17 protein-coding genes and 1 pseudogene are annotated in these 17,766 nt (G+C 68.9%); 14 read left to right on the forward strand and 4 right to left on the reverse strand.

The genetic code is table 11. The annotated features are described in order from the left end of the window. Positions 1-217 precede the first annotated feature (217 nt). From BN1056_RS05580 to BN1056_RS05595, 4 genes are all read left to right on the forward strand, one after another. Positions 218-1,027: a DsbA family protein gene (locus tag BN1056_RS05580; protein ID WP_210579679.1), complete on the forward strand. Its 810-nt coding sequence runs from the start codon at positions 218-220 to the stop codon at positions 1,025-1,027. A 319-nt stretch (positions 1,028-1,346) separates the two neighbouring features. Beyond that, positions 1,347-2,291 (forward strand): ROK family glucokinase, encoded by a 945-nt coding sequence (locus BN1056_RS05585; RefSeq protein ID WP_210579680.1) that lies wholly within the window; start codon positions 1,347-1,349, stop codon positions 2,289-2,291. A 1,273-nt stretch (positions 2,292-3,564) separates the two neighbouring features. After that, positions 3,565-3,753 carry an antitoxin VbhA family protein gene (locus BN1056_RS05590; protein WP_210579681.1) on the forward strand — a complete coding sequence of 63 codons (189 nt, stop codon included), beginning with the start codon at positions 3,565-3,567 and terminating at the stop codon, positions 3,751-3,753. Beyond that, positions 3,740-4,534 carry a Fic/DOC family protein gene (locus tag BN1056_RS05595; protein WP_210579682.1) on the forward strand — a complete coding sequence of 265 codons (795 nt, stop codon included), beginning with the start codon at positions 3,740-3,742 and terminating at the stop codon, positions 4,532-4,534. The genes BN1056_RS05590 and BN1056_RS05595 overlap by 14 nt, the downstream gene beginning before the upstream one ends. Before the next feature lie 88 nt (positions 4,535-4,622). Here BN1056_RS05595 and BN1056_RS05600 read toward each other — a convergent pair whose 3' ends face one another. Further along, complete coding sequence (locus BN1056_RS05600; protein ID WP_244671536.1) at positions 4,623-5,321, reverse strand: sugar O-acetyltransferase; 699 nt, start codon at positions 5,319-5,321, stop codon at positions 4,623-4,625. A gap of 224 nt (positions 5,322-5,545) precedes the next feature. On the opposite strand from BN1056_RS05600, the gene BN1056_RS05605 reads away from it, so the two are divergent. From BN1056_RS05605 to BN1056_RS05650, 10 genes are all read left to right on the forward strand, one after another. After that, positions 5,546-6,613, forward strand: a complete 1,068-nt coding sequence (locus BN1056_RS05605; protein ID WP_210579684.1) for an iron-siderophore ABC transporter substrate-binding protein — start codon at positions 5,546-5,548, stop codon at positions 6,611-6,613. A 16-nt stretch (positions 6,614-6,629) separates the two neighbouring features. After that, positions 6,630-7,727 (forward strand): FecCD family ABC transporter permease, encoded by a 1,098-nt coding sequence (locus BN1056_RS05610; RefSeq protein WP_210579686.1) that lies wholly within the window; start codon positions 6,630-6,632, stop codon positions 7,725-7,727. Beyond that, the gene (locus BN1056_RS05615; protein WP_210579688.1) at positions 7,724-8,773 is read left to right on the forward strand and encodes a FecCD family ABC transporter permease; all 1,050 of its coding nucleotides are present in this window, start codon (positions 7,724-7,726) and stop codon (positions 8,771-8,773) included. Before BN1056_RS05610 ends, BN1056_RS05615 begins: the two co-directional genes overlap by 4 nt. Then, entirely contained in the window at positions 8,770-9,762 is a 993-nt protein-coding gene (locus tag BN1056_RS05620) for an ABC transporter ATP-binding protein (protein ID WP_210579692.1), read from the forward strand. The genes BN1056_RS05615 and BN1056_RS05620 overlap by 4 nt, the downstream gene beginning before the upstream one ends. Continuing rightward, positions 9,759-10,760: a siderophore-interacting protein gene (locus BN1056_RS05625; protein ID WP_210579694.1), complete on the forward strand. Its 1,002-nt coding sequence runs from the start codon at positions 9,759-9,761 to the stop codon at positions 10,758-10,760. The genes BN1056_RS05620 and BN1056_RS05625 overlap by 4 nt, the downstream gene beginning before the upstream one ends. Before the next feature lie 233 nt (positions 10,761-10,993). Then, complete coding sequence (locus BN1056_RS05630) at positions 10,994-11,434, forward strand: hypothetical protein (protein ID WP_210579695.1); 441 nt, start codon at positions 10,994-10,996, stop codon at positions 11,432-11,434. Beyond that, positions 11,431-12,606, forward strand: a complete 1,176-nt coding sequence (locus tag BN1056_RS05635) for a DEAD/DEAH box helicase family protein (RefSeq protein WP_210579696.1) — start codon at positions 11,431-11,433, stop codon at positions 12,604-12,606. The genes BN1056_RS05630 and BN1056_RS05635 overlap by 4 nt, the downstream gene beginning before the upstream one ends. A gap of 52 nt (positions 12,607-12,658) precedes the next feature. After that, positions 12,659-13,492 (forward strand): GAD-like domain-containing protein, encoded by an 834-nt coding sequence (locus BN1056_RS05640; RefSeq protein ID WP_210579697.1) that lies wholly within the window; start codon positions 12,659-12,661, stop codon positions 13,490-13,492. After that, positions 13,489-14,388, forward strand: a complete 900-nt coding sequence (locus BN1056_RS05645) for a polymorphic toxin type 15 domain-containing protein (protein ID WP_210579698.1) — start codon at positions 13,489-13,491, stop codon at positions 14,386-14,388. Before BN1056_RS05640 ends, BN1056_RS05645 begins: the two co-directional genes overlap by 4 nt. Before the next feature lie 77 nt (positions 14,389-14,465). Next, a complete protein-coding gene (locus BN1056_RS05650; protein WP_210579699.1) occupies positions 14,466-15,056 on the forward strand; it encodes a hypothetical protein in 591 nt (196 codons plus the stop codon). Here the strand turns inward: BN1056_RS05650 and BN1056_RS05655 are convergent. The 3 genes and pseudogenes from BN1056_RS05655 to BN1056_RS05665 form a co-directional block, all read right to left on the reverse strand. Beyond that, positions 15,046-15,495 (reverse strand): DUF4913 domain-containing protein, encoded by a 450-nt coding sequence (locus BN1056_RS05655; RefSeq protein ID WP_210579700.1) that lies wholly within the window; start codon positions 15,493-15,495, stop codon positions 15,046-15,048. The two genes, BN1056_RS05650 and BN1056_RS05655, sit on opposite strands and share 11 nt — an antisense overlap. Further along, on the reverse strand, positions 15,492-17,291 hold the full coding sequence (locus BN1056_RS05660) for a type IV secretory system conjugative DNA transfer family protein (protein WP_210579701.1): 1,800 nt from the start codon (positions 17,289-17,291) through the stop codon (positions 15,492-15,494). The genes BN1056_RS05655 and BN1056_RS05660 overlap by 4 nt, the downstream gene beginning before the upstream one ends. Then, positions 17,288-17,766, reverse strand: a pseudogene (locus BN1056_RS05665) (hypothetical protein); the annotation flags it as partial. The gene BN1056_RS05660 and the pseudogene BN1056_RS05665, both read right to left, overlap by 4 nt.

Here is a 17,766-nt window from a genome sequence, read left to right on the forward strand (position 1 = left end):
AGGTCGGTGGATCTTACGTGCCGAGGTCGGTGGATCTTACGTGCTGAGGTCGGTTGATGTGGGGGCGGACCCCGGTCGCGTACCCGGGGTCCGCCCCCAAACGCGTTCCGCAGTCGCAGCCGACAGTCGGCCTCTGGAGCGCCGCTTTACCGATATGCCATCCGACCCCGGCGAATATCACGGGTGGCGGCGTCGTCGACTCTGACACACTGCGCTCATGACCTCATCCACCGGCAGCACCGCGCGGGACCAGCGGCCCGCATCGCGCAGCAATCCGATCGTCGTCACCCTGCTCATCGTGATCGCAATCCTGCTTGCAGTGATTACGATCATCCTGGCGGTGCGGCCGGGTCAGTCCGAAACCGACGCCGTCGCCTCCGACGCACCCTCAACCGCCGCGGCTGACGCCTCCGCACAGCCAACCGACGTTGAGACCTCCGCGCCGTCGCAAACCGACGCCGATCTGCTGGCGATCTTGCACGGGGAAGTCAAGCGTGACCCCGACGACGCCCAGGCCAAGGGCGATGTCGACGCCCCGGTGGTCATGGTCATTTACTCCGACTTCGCCTGCCCCTACTGCACCCTGTTCGCCCAGGAGGTCGATCCGGCACTGGAGGACCTGGTCGAAGACGGCACCCTGCGCGTGGAGTGGCGCGACCTCGCCCAGATCACCGAGACCTCCCCACTGGCGGCGCAGGCCGGTATCGCCGCTGGGAATCAGGGCAAGTTCTGGGAGTTCCACGACGCCGCCTACGCCGCCACCGATCCGAGCGAGCACCCCGAGTACACCGAGGACTCCCTGGTGGCGCTCGCCGAGCAGGCGGGCGTGCCCGATCTGGATCAGTTCCGCTCCGACATGAACGCTGCCGAAACCGTGCAGGCGGTTGCGGACGCCAAGCAGCACGCCTACGACCTGGGCATCACCGGTACTCCCTTCTTCATCATCAACGACGCCTATGTCTCCGGCTACGCGCCGACGGACTACATGCGGGCCACCATCCTCGAGCAGGCCGCCGCAGCCGGCTGAGGGTCCGTACCCGTCCCGCACGCAGGCACCCCGCCATATCTACCGACCTCGGCACGTAAGATCTACCGACCTCGGCAGGTAAGATCTACCGACCTCGGTGGATGAACGAGGGGGACCTGTGCAGCGCCTCGCAAGCCCTTGCGCCCGGGATGTACCGATCTGCGCGGACCGCAGTTGGCCTGGCTCACGGCGGCTGCCAGAATAGGCGCATTGATCCCCGCACGACCGACGCGAGCCGGCCGGCCAGGGGCACCGACGCCCCGTGCGGCAGGTGTAATGACAAGACATACGGCAACTTGAATCAAGCAGGAGGACAACTATGGCACTGAGCATCGGCGTCGATGTGGGCGGCACCAAGATCGCCGCGGGCGTCGTCGACGAGGACGGCACCGTTCTGGCCACCGCCCGCCGCGACTCCCCCGCCACCAGCCGCGAAGCCATCTTCACCACCATTGCGGACGTCGCCAATGAGCTCGCCGCGCAGTACGACGTCGAAACCATCGGCGTGGGTGCGGCCGGCTTCACCTCCTCGGACCGCAACACCATGGTTTACGGCACCAACCTGGACTGGACCGGCGCCCGCATCGCCGACGAGATCTCCGCCCGCACCGGCAAGAAGGTCGTGGTGGAGAACGACGCCAATGCGGCCGGTTGGGCCGAGGCCCGCTTCGGCGGTGGCAAGGGCGCCAAGAACGTCCTGGTGGTGACTCTCGGCACCGGCGTGGGAGGCGCCGTCATCATCGACGGCCGCCTGGTGCGCGGCGCCGCCGGCTTCGCCGCCGAAATCGGCCACATCAACATCATTCCGGATGGCCGCCCCTGCGGCTGCGGCCAGCGCGGCTGCCTGGAGCGCTACGCCTCCGGCACCGCCCTGGGCGTCAACGGGTGGGAGCTGGCGAAGTTCCGCCCCGACTACGCCGCCCGCATCATCGAGCTGTCCGGCGGGGACCAGAACAAGATCTCCGGCAAGGCCGTCACCGCCGCCGCCCGCGAGGGGGATCCGGCAGCGCTTGAGTGCTACGCCCGCCTGGGCAGCTCCCTCGGATTGGGGCTGGCCGACCTGTGCGCCGTGCTCGACCCCGAGGTCATCGTGCTGACCGGCGGCCTTACCGAGGCCGGCGACATCCTGCTGGACCCCGTGCGCAAGAGCTTCAACGAGCACCTGACGGCGCACTCCCACCGCCCCGAGATCCCCGTCGTCATCTCCTCCTCGGGCCAGGAGGCCGGGCTCATCGGCGCCGCCGACCTGGCGCGCCAGGACTGATCCGCCTCTCACGTATGCGTACCTGAGAGCAGAACGTCAGACGGGAGTTCGTAGGCCGAGCACCGGGCGCCGATGCCGACTATGCGGTGTTGTGGAGATGCCGTGGCAACTCGTCGCGCTACCTGCTGGGTCGCTCGTCGTCGACGTCGCGGGTGTTGCCTAGCGGGTCGGCCCGCAGTGCTCATGGCATGCGCCTGATTACAGTGAGCCCGTTGACTCCCTGGCGATGGTGGAAGATTGTGGGCCGGTTCGGTTGGTGTAGGTGCCTAGGGTGTCGTAAACGGGCTCTTCCGGTTTGGGGGTGTGGTGGGCTGCAGCAGGACTGTCGCCGATGTCCTGAGACCTAAACACGGGCCGGGGTGTCTGGTGCGCCGGTTGGGCGTTAACAACGCTACTTAACGCTCTGCTGTACACCTGCGGGGCCTTCAGTAAACGGTTAACCGGCGTTGTTAACCCCGAAGTGGCGTAGCAGATGGCGAAGTGGCGTAGTAGATGGTCCCGTTTCCGGGCGTCGGGGTTGGCGGCAGTCAAGTGCAGTCGGGTCCGGTGCGGTGAGCCGGCGCGGCTCACCACGGCAGGCTCATCGCGTCCCTCGCCTCGCAGCACGCCGGCCACCACAGCGGCCAGCACGAAGAGTCGGTGTGGGTGGGTTGGTGGGGTTGTTCGAGGACGTGGGTTAGCCGTCGACGACGCGGGTTGACCCTCGAGGACGCCGCCCGGGAGGGCGTCCTCGGCGGCTAACCGGCGTCGTGGAGATTTAACCCACGTCGTCGACGACCACCCGGCCGACGGCGAGAACGTCCCTACCGACCCGAGAACGTCCCTATAGCCCGAACACGACCCCGTCGGCCCGAGAACGACCTTGTACGCCCGAGAACGACCTGCGCTGGTCGAACACGTCCTCGTGAGCCCGAAACCCTCCCGAACGTGGAGGGTTTGGGGATGAGGAGGACGTTCTCGGCAAACCAGCACCTACCGAACACGACCCCGCCAGCCCGAGCACGTCCCTATCAGCCCGACAACGACCTCACCACCCCAACCACGACCCCCACACACCGCAGCCCCGGCCGGAAGCCACCACGCCCTCAAACCGGAAGAGCCCGTAAACGATCGTTTCCGGAGTAGCCCCGTAGAGCTTGGTCAGCGAGGCTGTTTCCCTGTGCACAAGCGGGCCGAAACTCGGGACCGAAACCCATACGGTCCAAAACTACCCATAGACCGTTTTCGGGAAATCGGCTAGGATAGGCTCAGTATCAGGCAAAAGGAGCATCCCGTGGCCACTAAGACAGCAACGACCGTGGCCGAACGCGAGTTGCGCGTGGCCGAGGCGATCCATAGTGGCGAGATGGAGGGTCTGCCGGTGACAGCTGCTAGCCGCCAGGATGCCCAGGAGTACGTCGCTGGAAACATCGACTCTGACGAGCTGGTGGCCCGTGCGCGCACACGCTATGGCCTCGACTAAGTTCATCGATCCGTATCTCGATCCTGAGACGGGTCTGCTGAGGAACAAGGTTGGCGCACAGACGAAGGTCGCCCTCGATGAAGCCGAGGGCGACCTTTCGTTTGCTCGTTTGGTGCAGCTCATGGATCACCCGGTGAAGCCGACCGGCGACCTCGACGAGTTGCGCGCAATCCACCACCATCTGTTCCAGGACGTCTACCACTGGGCGGGGGAGCTGCGCACGGTCGACATTCGCAAGAACGTGGAGGGAGCCCAGTTCTTCCTTCCGGTGTCGATGATCGGCCGCGCCGCCGGCTACGTCGAAGCTGAGCTGCGCGCCGACAACGAGCTGCGCGGCATGAGCCGCGAGCAGTTCATCGACCGCCTGGCGTACCACTACGACCAGCTCAACTACGTGCACCCGTTTCGCGAGGGCAACGGCCGGACGCAACGAGTGTTCTGGAACCGCGTCGCCCGCGACGCCGGCTGGCAGCTCGACTGGCGCGGGGTGCACGGTGCGACCAACGACCAGGCGAGCCGAGCGGCATCCGAGCAGCGGGACTTCGGGCCGCTGCGCGAGATGTTCGATCAGATCGTCAGCGAGGCAGCCCCGCAGGGCGAACGAGACGCCGCCTGGCGCGCCGCAGAGCGCGCCCGACTGTCGTTCCCTACAAGTGCCACGGAGGCCGCGCGCCAGCCGCAGAGCGGCCCGTCGAGCACACCGCAAGCACGCACCACCATGCACATGCCGGGGCAGAAGCACCGAGAGCCTAGCAACGGCAGACCAGGATTGAGTCGATGACCCGTGCTGACTACGCGCGCGTGAGCGCGCGAGCGGAACCCCGAGGCCCAGGAGGCCGAGCTGCGCGCCGCCGGAGCGACGCGAGTACTCAGGCGCCGTCATCCCCCGCCCGCCCGCCGGGCACGGGCAGCGTGCGCGGAGCCCGGTAGGACCAGGCGCGGTCGGCGTCGGTGATCTCGCGCAACACCCGTGCCGGCACCCCGCCCGCCACCACCATGGGCGGCACATTGGCGTTTACGACGGCGCCGGCGGCGATCACCGAACCGCGACCGATGGTCACGCCCGGCAGAATCGTCACGTTCCCGCCGATCCACACGTCATCCTCAATCACCACCGGAGCGGAGAACTGCTGACCGCGGTCGCGCATCTCCGGGTGCACGGGGTGCCCGGCGGTGGTGATCATGACGCGCGGTCCGAACATGACCCGGTTGCCGATGATCACCGGGGAGTCGTCGATGAGCTGAAGTCCGGCATTGGCGTACACGGGGGAGCCGACGCGGGTGTGGATGCCGTAGGCGACGTGCAACGGCGGCTCCACCCACACATGCTCACCGACCTCGCCGAAGATCTCCTCCAACAGGCGCCGGCGCCCGGCGGCGTCACGCGGCGAGGTGGCGTTGTAGGCGGCGGCGAGCTCCTTGCCGCGGATGCGCTGCTCGGTCAGTGCCTCCAGGCCGGGCCCCTCGTCCAGGTACAGCTCCTGGGCGGCCATGCGACGACGCACCTCCGCCTCGCGGGGGTCGATCTCGGCCTCCGCGCCGGGGCGGTTGTGGTCTGGCTGGCTCATATGCGCTCCTTCGCGTCAAGGCTTGGCGGCGGCGACCGCCTCCGCGGGCAAACCTAAATGATTACTCCCGCCCTCCGTGCGACCGCCCACGGCGGAGGCGGGTCGCGTGCTCGGACCGCCAGGACTCGAAGTGCGCCATTGCACTCATACGCCTCTATGAGGGCAGCCTCACCTCCACTAATGTCATAGCCGTCCACTCACCTGCGACCGAGAGCGAGACCTCTGTGACCGTCTCCCGTAAGGCCTTCCTGCTGGGCGGCCTGGCCGTCCCCGCCGCCGCGATCCTGGCCGCCTGCGGCTCCGACTCATCCGGCGGCACCTCCACCTCCACCGCGAGCGCCGGCGCCGCCGCACAGACCACCGCCGAGGAGATCACCGTCGAGCACGCCTTCGGCACCACCACCATCCCCGCCGGCGCCTCCCGCTTCACCGCCGTCGCCTGGGGCAATCACGACGTCGCGCTCGCCCTGGACGTCATGCCGGCCGGCCTGTCCGCCCAGACCTGGGGGGTTGAGGACGACTCCGGGATGCTGGAGTGGACCAAGCAGAAGGTCGACGAACTGGTGGCCGCCGGCGCCGCACAGCCGGTCCTGTTCGACGACACCGACGGCTATGACTACGAGGCCATCGCCGCGACCGCCCCCGACGTCATCCTGGCTGCCTACTCCGGCCTCAGTCAGGAGGACTACGACACCATCAGCCAGATCGCCCCCACCGTCGCCTACCCGGGTGTGCCCTGGGGCACCAAGTGGCGGGAGATGATCCGCCTGGACTCCCAGGCCATGGGCCTGGGCGAGCAGGGCGACGCCCTCATCGCCGACCTGGAGCAGCAGATCGCCGACGCCGTCGGCCAGTACCCGCAGATCGCCGGCAAGTCGGCGGCCTTCTTCTACATGAGCGAGTCCGACACCTCCACGATCGGCTTCTACACCACCGCCGATCCGCGCACCGCCTTCATGACCGACCTGGGCATGACCATCCCCGCCTCCGTGCAGACCGTTTCCGACGCCGACCCGGCGATCTTCTACAGCGACGTCTCCAGCGAGAACGCCGACCAGGTCGCCGACGTCGACGTGATGATCATGTACGGGGAGGAGTCCGACCTGGCCACGCTCCAGGCCGACGCCCTGGTCGGCACCATCCCGGCGATCAAGAACGGTGCGGTGGCCTTCGTCGGCAACGGCACGCCGCTGTCGGCCTCCACCAACCCCGGCCCACTGTCCATCCCGTGGGGCATTGAGGAGTACGTCGCCCTGATCGCCGCTGCCGCCGACAAGGCGGACGCCGCCTGAGCCTGAACGAACACCAGTGACCGCCCACAGCGCGCTCGCCCGACCGCGCCCCGATCCACTACCGGATACCGCGCCCGACTCTTCTCCCGGGTCGGCGGAGGCCCGGTCGTCCCGACGCGGTCGCTCCCGTCGGCCGCTGGTTGCCTGTGGGCTGCTGCTCGCCCTGCTGGCGCTCGCCGTCGTCTGCTCAATCGCCTTCGGCGCGCGCGTGGTCGGCATCGGAGAGATCCTGGACGGACTGGCCGGAAGAGGCGAGGCACTCGGCGCGCTGGCGGTGGCCGAGCGGGTGCCGCGCACCGCCACCGCCGTGACCGCGGGGGCGGCGCTGGGGGTCTCCGGTGCCCTCATGCAGGCGGTCACCCGCAACCCGATCGCCGACCCGGGCATTCTCGGCATCAACACCGGGGCGTCGCTGGCGATCGTCGCCGCCATCGCGTTCGTACACATCTCCTCCCTGTGGGAATACCTGTGGGTGGCGCTGGCCGGGGCGGCCCTCACCGCCGTCTTCGTGTACGCCGTCGGCTCGCTCGGCCCCGGCGGCACCACGCCGGTCAAGCTCGCCCTGGCGGGCGTGGCCACGAGCGCCGCCCTGTCCTCGCTGATCAGCGCGATCATGCTGCCGCGCGCCGAGGGACTGACCGACTTCCGCTTCTGGCAGGTGGGTTCGCTCGGGCGGGGTACCTGGGGGTCATTGGCCACCGTCGCCCCGTTCCTACTGGTCGCCGTCGTGCTGGCCGCCGCGGTGGCGCGGCCGCTGAACTCCCTGGCGCTGGGCGAGGAAATGGCCGTGGGCCTGGGCGTCAGGGTCGGCCGCACCCGCCTGCTGGCGGCGGCCGCGGGCGTGATCGCCTGCGCGACGACGACGGCGCTGGCCGGCCCGATCGGCTTCGTCGGGCTGATGGTGCCGCACGCCGTGCGCATGCTGGTGGGACCGGACAACCGGTGGCTGCTGCCGCTGTCGGCGCTGGGCGGGGCGGCGCTGCTGACCTTCGCGGATGTGCTGGGGCGGGTGATCGCCCGTCCCAGCGAGGTGAGCGTGGGCGTGGTGACCGCCTTCGTGGGGGCTCCGGTCCTCATCGCCATCGCCCGCGGCGCGAAGGTGCGTGAGCTGTGAGCGCCCCCGCGGCTTCGGTGGAGCCGGGCTTCACCGCGGCGGGACGACGACGTCGCCGCCGCCGCTACCTCGCCGTCACGACGGCGCTGGCGGCACTGGTGGCCTGCCTGTGGTGGCTGATGCTGCTGTCCGGCACCACCTGGTACTCCCCCGCGGAGGTGGTCGCCGTGATTGCGGGACGTGACGTGCCGGGCGCCGCCTTCGCCGTCGGGCAGTTGCGGCTCCCACGTGCAATGCTGGGCCTGCTGGCGGGTGCCGCCTTCGGCATGGCCGGCCGCACGTCGCAGACGATGCTCCGCAATCAGCTGGCCAGCCCCGACGTCATCGGCATCACCTCCGGGGCCTCCATGGCGGCGGTGTTCGCGATCCTGGTGCTGGGCTGGTCCGGGATGCGTGTGAACCTGCTGGCACTGGTGTGCGGGCTGGGCACGGCGCTGGTCATCTATCTGCTCTCCGGCACCGGCAGCACCCAGGGCGGGCGCCTGATCCTGATCGGCATCGGCATCTCGGCCATGTTCTCCTCCGTGATCTCCTATTTGCAGTTGCGGGCCTCGATCTATTCCGTCGCCGACGCCATGCGCTGGCTCTCGGGCTCGCTGGGGGATGCAAGTTGGGCGCAGGTGCCGCTGCTGGCGGGCGCCGTCGTCCTCCTGGGTGGGGCACTGCTGGCCCTGGGCCGAAATCTGACCACGTTGTCGCTGGGAGAGGAGGCCGCCACCGGACTGGGGGTGCACGTGGATCGCACCCGCCTGGCGCTGCTGCTGTCCACGGTGGCGCTGGCGGCCTTCGCGACGGCGGCCACCGGGCCGATCGCCTTCGTCGCCTTCCTCGCCGGCCCGCTCACCGCCCGGCTGGTGGGGCGCACCGATCGGGCCCTGCTGGCGCCGTCGGCACTGATGGGCGCGGCGATCGTGCTCGGCGCGGACCTGGCCGGCCAGCATCTGTTCCCCACCGCGCTGCCGGTCGGCGTGGTCACCGGCATCGTCGGCGCCCCCTACCTGCTGCTTCAGCTGGTCCGCCTCAACCGGGAGGGAGCCTCCGCATGAGTTCCACCAAAACTCGGGCCGACGCGGCCCCCGGCGGGTTGTCCGCGGCTCCGGTCACATCGATCGAGTCCGCCCAGTCGCGCGCTGACGCGCATGATTCCGGGCGCGCGGTCCCCCGCAGCCTCACCACCCGCGGGCTGCGATCCGGCTACGGGCGCCGCACCGTCGTCGACGACGTCGATATCACCGTTCCCGTGGGCGCCATCACCGTGATCGTGGGCGCGAACGCCTGCGGCAAGTCGACGCTGCTGAAGACCATGGCGCGGATACTGGCGCCGACATCCGGGTCGGTGCTGCTGGACGGCCGGGACGTAACCACGATCCCTACAACGCGCCTGGCCACCCGGCTCGGGCTGCTGCCGCAGCAGCCGATTGCGCCCGAGGGGATCGTCGTCGCCGACCTGGTGGGCCGCGCCCGACACCCGCACCAGGGCCTGTTCCATTCCACCTCCGCCGCGGACCGGCGCATCGTGGAGGAGGCGCTGCTGGCCACGCGCACGGCGCAGTTGGCCGACCGGAGCGTGGATGAGCTGTCGGGCGGGCAGCGGCAGCGGGTGTGGATCGCCATGGCGCTCGCCCAGCGCACCGACGTGCTCCTGCTGGACGAGCCCACCACCTTCCTGGACCTGACCCACCAGGTGGAAGTGCTGGACCTGCTCACCGACCTGAACCGGGAGCGCGGCACCACGATCGTGATGGTGCTGCACGACATCAACCTGGCCGCCCGCTACGCCGACCACGTCATCGCCATGCGTCGGGGGCGAGTAGTGGCCGCGGGGGCGCCGGGCCAGGTGGTCAGCCCGGCGCTGATGCGCGAGGTGTTCGATCTGGAGGCCGAGGTCATCACCGACCCGGTCTCGGCCACGCCGCTGGTGCTGCCCAAGGGGCGCCACCACGTGGTCGGGGCGGCGGGAGCAACCCGCCCGGGCGCCTCGGCGGCGCCCGGGCCCGGTGAGGAGTCCGGCACGGCTATGGGGACGGTGCCGTGAGCGCCGCCGAGCCGGAGCCGTTCCGATTCTTCCCGGTGCGGGTGGCACGGATCGTGGATGTCACCCCAAGCCTGCGGCGGGTGACCTTCACCGGAGACGAACTGGAGGACTTCGCCGATCCGGGCTGGGATCAGCGGATCAAGCTGGTGCTGCCAGCCGTCGAGGGCGGTTATGCGCATCTGCCGACGGGCGCGGACTGGTACGGCGGCTGGCGCACCCTGCCGACCGACCGGCGCCCACCGATACGCACCTACACCACGCGCGCCGTCCGTCCCGGGGCCGGGCAGGACTTGGACGACGCGGCCGGGGAGCCAGAACAAAGGCGAACGGTGACCGCCGGGGCCTCCACCGTTGGGGAGGTCGACGTCGACATGGTGGTGCACGCGCCGCTGGGTCCGGCCGCCCGCTGGCTGGAGAGCGCCCGTCCGGGCACGTCGGCGATGCTGCTGGGGCCCTCGCGCGCCTGGCTGAGGACGCAACCGACCGGTGCGCGTCCCGGCGGCGTGGACTTCGTGCCGCCGACCGTCACCGGACGCTTCCTGCTCGGCGGGGATGAGACGGCGGCCCCGGCGATCGCCAGGATTCTGGAGCAGTTGCCCGCATCCGCACGGGGTATTGCGGTGGTCGAGCTGCCCGTGGCGGCCGACGCCGACTACCTGCCCGCGCACCCGGGCATTGAGGTGCGCGCACTCGCCCGTGACGCGCGGCCGCACGGCGAACGCCTCGTGGCGGGCGTGAAACGGGCGGCGGCCGAGTTGCTGCCGGAGGGCGCTCCGCAACAGGTTGAGGAAATCGACGTGGATCGCGAATTGCTGTGGGAGGTGCCGCGCACCGCGCGAGGCGGCGCGGCGCTCAAGCGGGCCGACGTGTACGCGTGGCTGGCCGGCGAGGCGGGCGCCGTGTGCGCCCTGCGTCGCCACCTGGTGTCCGAGCGGGGCCTGGATCGGCGGGCCGTGGCCTTCATGGGCTACTGGCGCCTGGGCCGAGCGGAGGGTTGAGGCGATTACCCTCCGGAGCCCCCGAGAACAACCGCCGCGAGATGGGAGTCCCCTGCGTTGACGTGCCCGGGTAGTGTCGGTAGCGTCACAGCATCAATTCACGTAGCGTCCGGGTCGGGAGGATTGTTATGAGCGGCCAGGTTTCACCGGAACAGTCTGGTATGCCGCAGTGGCCACCAGCGCCGCAACCGGGACAGCCGCAGCACACCTGGAGCCGACCCCTGCGTATCGACATGCGGGAGACCGCAGCCGGGGTTTTGGCGCTGATTGACAGTGATCGGCGGTTCGAGCGGCTGCTGCGGCAGGGACTGACCCCCCAGCAGGTGGCTGAGCGCACCGGGGAGGAGGAACGCTTCGTCCTGACCGTCAAGCGCATGATGGACCGGGGCGAGCCGGTGCGCCCCGAGACCCCGGAGGAGCTGGGCTACAGGCGGTTTTTGGGGCAGATCAGCAGCAAGGAGATGATGGACCGCCTGCGCGCCTGGCCCTACACCTTCGGCCGCATCCGCGACTACGACGGCTACGAGCGCGGCTCCTGGGACGACATACGAAGTCTGCGCTCAGACGGTCTGCTGTCCGATCAGGAGTACGACGAGCTGGAGGCGATCACCGATCCGATGCCCCGCCCGCCGCGCGACCCCCTGCCGTGGGAGAAGGGCTGGCAGCCCCAGTGACACCCCCAACCACCCGGGGCAGCGGGAGCACCCCGGGTGCTGAGGTTGTGGAGGCCACCGCCGCCCAGGTCCAGAAGGCCATCGACCGCCTGGCGCCCGACCACACCCTGCCCGAAGAACCTGCCGAGGGGTCGTTCTGGCACCAGCTGCAGGACGCTATCTCCGACGCCTACCTGGCCCGGGCAAGGGAGCACGGCTCGCGCGGGGGAAGGGCGATCATTATGGCCGGGTCCCCGGGGGCCGGTAAGTCCCAGGCAGTGGCCACCACCCGCAAGGTCCTGGGCCCAGAGCGCTCGGCCGAGCTGGGGGTGGACGAGGCCGGTTACACCACCATCGACGCCGACGATATCAAGCAGCTCCTCCTGGGCAGCCCCGTGCCCGGCCTGGACGTGGATGCTGGCCTGCTGGCCCATGCCCGCACCCACTGGGACACCCTCATCACCACCCAAGCCCCCGGGCCCCTGGCTGACGGGCGCCCCATCAGCCGCGGCGAGCTGGCCACCCTCGTCCACCCCCTGTCCACCAGCACCGCAGACCTCGCCCGCCATGCCCTGCTTCGCAACAAGTTCGACGTCAAGATCGAAGGCACCCTGCAATGGATGCAGTCCCCCACCATCGGCCAGGGTCCCCGCCTGATTCGCGAGCTCGAGGCCGCCCGATACACGCGGGTAGCCATCGTCGCCGTGGACACCCCCGAGTACATGTGCCTCAAGGGCGCCCGTGACCGGTGGGCCGGGCCCCGCTCCCAAGGCGAGCCCACCGCCCGCTACACCCCACCCGCAGCCATCACCTCCACCTTCACCACCAGCCCCGACCGCACCCAGGTCAGCCGGTGCACCACCAACGCCCGGGCCACCCACCAACTCGCCACCACCAGCACCACCCTGAAGGCCGCGGACCTGCTAGTCACCCACCGCACCGAGCACGGCCCCACCATCATCGACCACACCGACCGCGACGGCATCACACGCTCCTACTCCACCCCCTACCCCCTACTCGCCGCCATCAGACCACCACGCACCCAACAGGCAGCCACCGCTCGCATTTGTGACCCCGCCGCCTCCGCCCCGCCAAGGCAGCCGTTCACCCGTCAAGACGTACTACGCAACATCAGCGCCCCACGCCCTTACACCCCCAAACCACCCAGACAAGACCACGGCACCGGCCTCTGATGGTAGTGTCACCAAGGTCACGGTTTGGTGGTCGTCCGGGAGGAGAACCGGCATGAATGACAACGGTGAAGAACTCTCGGCGGGTCTGTGGGACTTTACTCCGGTGCCCGAGCCGACCGACCCAGTGGAGCAGGACGCACTGACCGATGAGGTCATTGACCGGGACCTGATTGATCCGGACACGGGGACTGGGCTGGCGCCCATGGACGTAGCCACCCCGGTGCCGGAGGAGTACTTCACCCATTTCAAAGACATCCTGCCGCGCTCGGTTCTGCATATATGGAGGCGGTTCGGGTTCGAAGGTTTTGGTGATGGCCTGTTCTGGATCACCGACCCCATCGCCTGGGCACCAGTGGTTCGCGAGTGGCTGGACCCGGTGAGAGAGCGCCTGCCGTTCACCGACACCTTCCACTGCCTGGCCCGCTCCGCCATGGGCAACCTATTCCTGTGGGGGGAGAACAGCGGTCACAGCGTCGAGATCGACCCCACCTATGGTGAGGTTATTATCGACCAGCTCGCCATACAGTCCGTCCAAAACCCAGAAGTACACCAGCGACAAGGACGAACAGCTTTCTCTGGTGCTGCGGATCGTAGTGTTGAGGGTCCTGAGGATAATGCCGAGCGGGCGTTGCCGCCGCAGGCGTTGGAGCGCCTAGGGCCGATCAACTCCCACCAGGTGTACGGGTTTGTGCTCCCACCCGCACTGGGCGGGCCGATCAGCGTGGACAATCTGCGCATCACCGACGCCCACACCTACCTGACCCTGCAAGCACAGCAGAACGACATCACCGTCAGTGACCCGGTGGGCGCCAACTGGGGCCAGGTAGCCCCGATTATCGGCACCGATCCCGGCACCTCCCCGCTCGGCCAGGCAAGCGAGTCATGACGGGGACGGCCAAGACAAATCCTGCTCCTGCAGCTCTGCCGGATTCACACGGCTTCCGGCACGCCCTGGGCGCCGAGGACCCCGGAGCGGTCGCCAAGCAGTACCCACCCTCACCAGCCCGCGACGACCGAGCCATGGTGCGCACCGTCTACCACAACGGCCGTAACCCCGACCTGCAGGCCAAGGGAGCGGAGTTCGAGTTCCAACTCGACGGCCAATACCAGATCCTGGCGCAAATGCCAACCAAAGACTACCTGGCCGCCCGCGACCTATTCAAACAACAAGGCAGACAAGGCAACGAAGCCACACGACGCGCACGCGAACAACTCAGAAACAGACTTGCTGAGTACGGTAGGGACCTTCTTGGCATGCCTAGTGCCGCGTCCCGTGCTTGGGCGCGTGAGGCTATGCGGCAGGTGGCGATTCTGCACAACCCCGACCAGGTCCTGGGCGGTGACCTGAGTCCCTCCCGGGACGCGGGCGGCACGCCGATCCCTGGAGACAGAGGCGTCAATTCCTCCCTGGGGGCGCAGAACCTCAGCAATGCCGACGTGATCGACGGCGCCGCCGAGCGCCAGGTCGCCGCCGGGAAGGGCCATCTGCCGCTGCGCTTCCAGGTGGTGCTGACCAACCGGCGTCGTAACGTCCAGCAGCTGCGCGCCCGCCAGCCGCCCCCGCCACTGCAACTCGCTCAGCCGTGCACGGAGCCTGGCTCCCGGGCGCCCGCACAAACCCTGAGCAGGGCGGTGCTGGCCGCCCGCCCACCCCCAGGCGCACGCACAAACCCCACCACCGCCGCCCGCATCCGCCAAACCCTGGGCATACACAACCCAACCTACACACCCCCACACCGAAACCGCCCCGGCATCAACCACACAAACGGGCCGGAGCGCTGATCCCACTCACCGGAACACCCGGACGGACCAACCTGCACTAACCCACCACACCGAACCAGGGTCATTGGGAGAACGCCATGAGTGAAGCAGACGATGGCATCGAGCAAGCAATCGAGATCCGCCTACGGGAGCTGCTCGCAGCTGCCCGCAGCTGGTCGCGGGACGACTCCGAGGCGCTGCGTAAACGCATACTCGCAGAACTCGACCGCGGCATGTACGACCGCCGGAGCGCAGACATCGAACAGTTCAAGTCCGAGGACGATCGTGCCGATTCTCGGCAGCTGTTCGCCAAGGCAGACCGGGAGGACCGGCGTGCCGACGAGGCGCATGCCGCAGCGAAGCACGAGGCCGATCCTGCCGAGCGCATGCGCGCCCAGACCGAGTACGAACAGCGCCGCACCGTCGCCGACGCTGCCCGCGAGGACGGCCGGATGCGCTACGACACCGCCGAGCGCCGTGCCGAAACCGCCCGCACATTGGAGTCCCGGGGCCTGGATCGGGAACTGGTGGCGATTCGAATGCGTGCCGACATCAGTCAGGCCCGACCGGCCGCCGACGCCGTAAGGGCGGGCAAGCCGGGCAGGACCGCTGCGCACGGCAGGAGCTACCAGAGCCGTCGAATGCGACAATTCGCAGTCCAAGGCAGGCGCACCGGCCTCAGTCGTTGAGGCCGCCTGGATTGACGCGCTCGTCGTCGAACATGCCGGGCGGCGGAGCCACGTACGGAAGCGGCTCGCCCTTCTTGGACAGATTCTCCCCCCCCTGCGTGGCGGTTGCGAACGGCCCATCCGGATCCATCAGTACGGCCATGTGGTAGTCCGCGTGATCGCGCCACCAGGTGCTCATGCCCGTCGCCGGATCGAGCCGCAGGTACTCCCAGGCTCGCCACAGCGCCTCCAGCCGGGCCACGGCCTCCTCATACTCCCACCACCTCGCGGCCCAGCAGCGGTGTCTGCCGTCGATCCGCCGCCGGTACATGTTGCGTAGGAAGTCGCGTACGAACTCGTCGACATTAGCGAAGTAGAGCTGAGGCTCGTCGGTGCTTCCGCCCGGTCCGCCATTGTCGGCGGGCACCGTCTGGTCCAGCGGCCACTGACCTTCACTCATAGCGTCTCCTTCTCGTCAACAGTGGCTTCGACGACGGCCAACTCGGTGTCCGCCTCCTGAATGGTTCGCTCGGCCTGGGGATCGTGGGCGGCGATTGATGCCCTTACCGCGTCGGCGTGGGGGCCGGACATCCAGGGGATGGTGCGGATGAGCGTGGGTCGCGCTCCGGAGGCGAATACAACTGCGCGACCCTTGGGCAGGGCGGCGAGATCGGCGACGTCGAGGATGCGCTCGCGCTGCAGCTGGCGGGAGACGGTGCGTTGTGCGCCGCGAGCGTAGGAGGTCGAAGAGGACATGCGGTCGTAGTCACCGACCATCCGGGAGAGATCTTCCAGGAAGGCCGCCTCGCTGACGCCGCCGCCGTACACCTTGACATTAGAGGCGCTCCACAGCTTCTTCATCCCGGCCTCTCCCCATACCTCCACGCCCTGTGACCAGGACTGGAGGATCGTCATCAGGACGATTCCGCGCGAGCCGTAGTGGCTGTACAGGTTGGGCAGTTCGCGCCAGCGGCACACGTTGGCGGCCTCGTCGAGTACGCCGAGCAGCGGCGTGGTCAGGCGCCCGCCAGGGGATCTGGCCGCCAACTCCTCCGCTGCCTCGACGACGGCGACGGTCAGGGCCGTAACCAGGGGGCCGGCGGTGCCACGCCCCTCCTTCGATAACGAGTAAAGCGTGCCCTCGCCGTCGCGCACGAAGTCCTCGGGACGGAACTGGGGGCGAGGGTCCGCCATACCCCGCGGAGTTACCCAGCGCGCGACTTGCCGGTTAGTCAGGCATGAGGCCATCTGCTGCGCAGTCCCGAACACGCCTCCGCGCTGCTTGTCGGGTGCGGTGATGACCCCGGCCACCTGGTCCGCGGTCAGGTCGAATCCGTGGTCGCGCAGAATGTCGACAGCGGTCTCATCAGTGGGGCGGGTGAGCCAGGTGTATACGTCCGTGATCGCGCGGTGGTCGAGTGCGGCGGCGAGCAGTAACCCTGCGAGGAGGTCCTGCCCGGCCGGGTCGAAGTAGGCGTCGGTACGAGCGCCCGGGTCGCGTGAACCGGAGGCGAAGTGCTCGGCCAACTTCGCCGCGCGCACTTCGTCGGTGACGTAGCTGAGCGGGTTCCACCACCAGTCGGGTTCCTCCAGGGCGATTCCCTGCGGGTCGAACACCCATACCGCACCGACGCCCCCGCGTACGTCCCGGGTGGCGTCAACGATGTCGCGCTTGTTGGAGGTCACCAGCACGGCCCCGGGCGTGTCCAGGATCGCGGGGATGGCCCGTGAGGTGGTCTTGCCGGTGCGCGGGCCCCAGATGTCGATATGCATATCCTCCCATGAACCGTAGAGGGTGTTGCCGTCCGTAATGGCACGCCCTATCGGCACACCGGGGGAGGCGGTGACGCCCAGGCGCCTCGCAGTCGCCTGGGCGCTCTTGCGACTCAGCGATTCGACGTCACGCCCCCTACCCATGTAGTTGGCGGCGCGGTCCACCCGTGAGCGACGGCGTCGCAGGCTGTGCACGGCCAGTCCCACAAGGGCGCCGAGCACGATGACGATGACGCCGGTGCCGCCTAGCGCCCACCAGCCGGCGGCTCCGGGCCAGGGCAGGTCGCCGCCAAGCAGTCCGAAGACGACGGCGAAGGGATTTCCCGGAACCTCGACTCCGGATCCCGCCAGGCGGTGCCCCAGGTGCATGGCGGCGTACACGAAGCCCACCACTACCACCACGAGGACGATGCCGATCCACAGCAGGATGACCTCACCGGATATGCCCCCGGGGTCACGACGGCGATTGTTGGGGGTGCTCATGCGTCTGCGCCCACTTTCTCCTGGACCGGGTCTGCGGGGGCGGTTCGTTTGCCCACGCGCGACTGCTCGTGCCAGAGCCTGTTGGTGTCGTTGATGCTCAGCTCGGTGCTGGTGAGCTGGACGTTTACGGGGATGCCGGGACGGCCTCCGACCTTGACCAGAAACTTGCCGCGGCCGGGAGGCTCCACCTCCCGGCCGGTGGACGGATCCCATGCGGGCGGATCCTGCCAGCCGATGAGCATTTCCTGCTCGGCCTGCGAGAACGGCACCGCCGCAGTCAGCTGGGGCATCTCCGCCGATGGCAGTCCGCCACAGATCACCATCCCCGAGCGCTCTACGAATCCGCGGGCCTTCATCCGGTCCTCCTCGTTGGCCAGGGCCAGCAGATCGCTCATGGTGTGGGAGATCATGGCCATGCCGACCCCGCGCTGGCGGTTGAGGCGGGTGAGCGCGTCGACGCGGTCGACCATGCCGC

The sequence above is a fragment of the Actinomyces succiniciruminis genome, assembly GCF_900002405.1.
Classification (GTDB): Bacteria; Actinomycetota; Actinomycetes; order Actinomycetales; family Actinomycetaceae; genus Actinomyces; species Actinomyces succiniciruminis.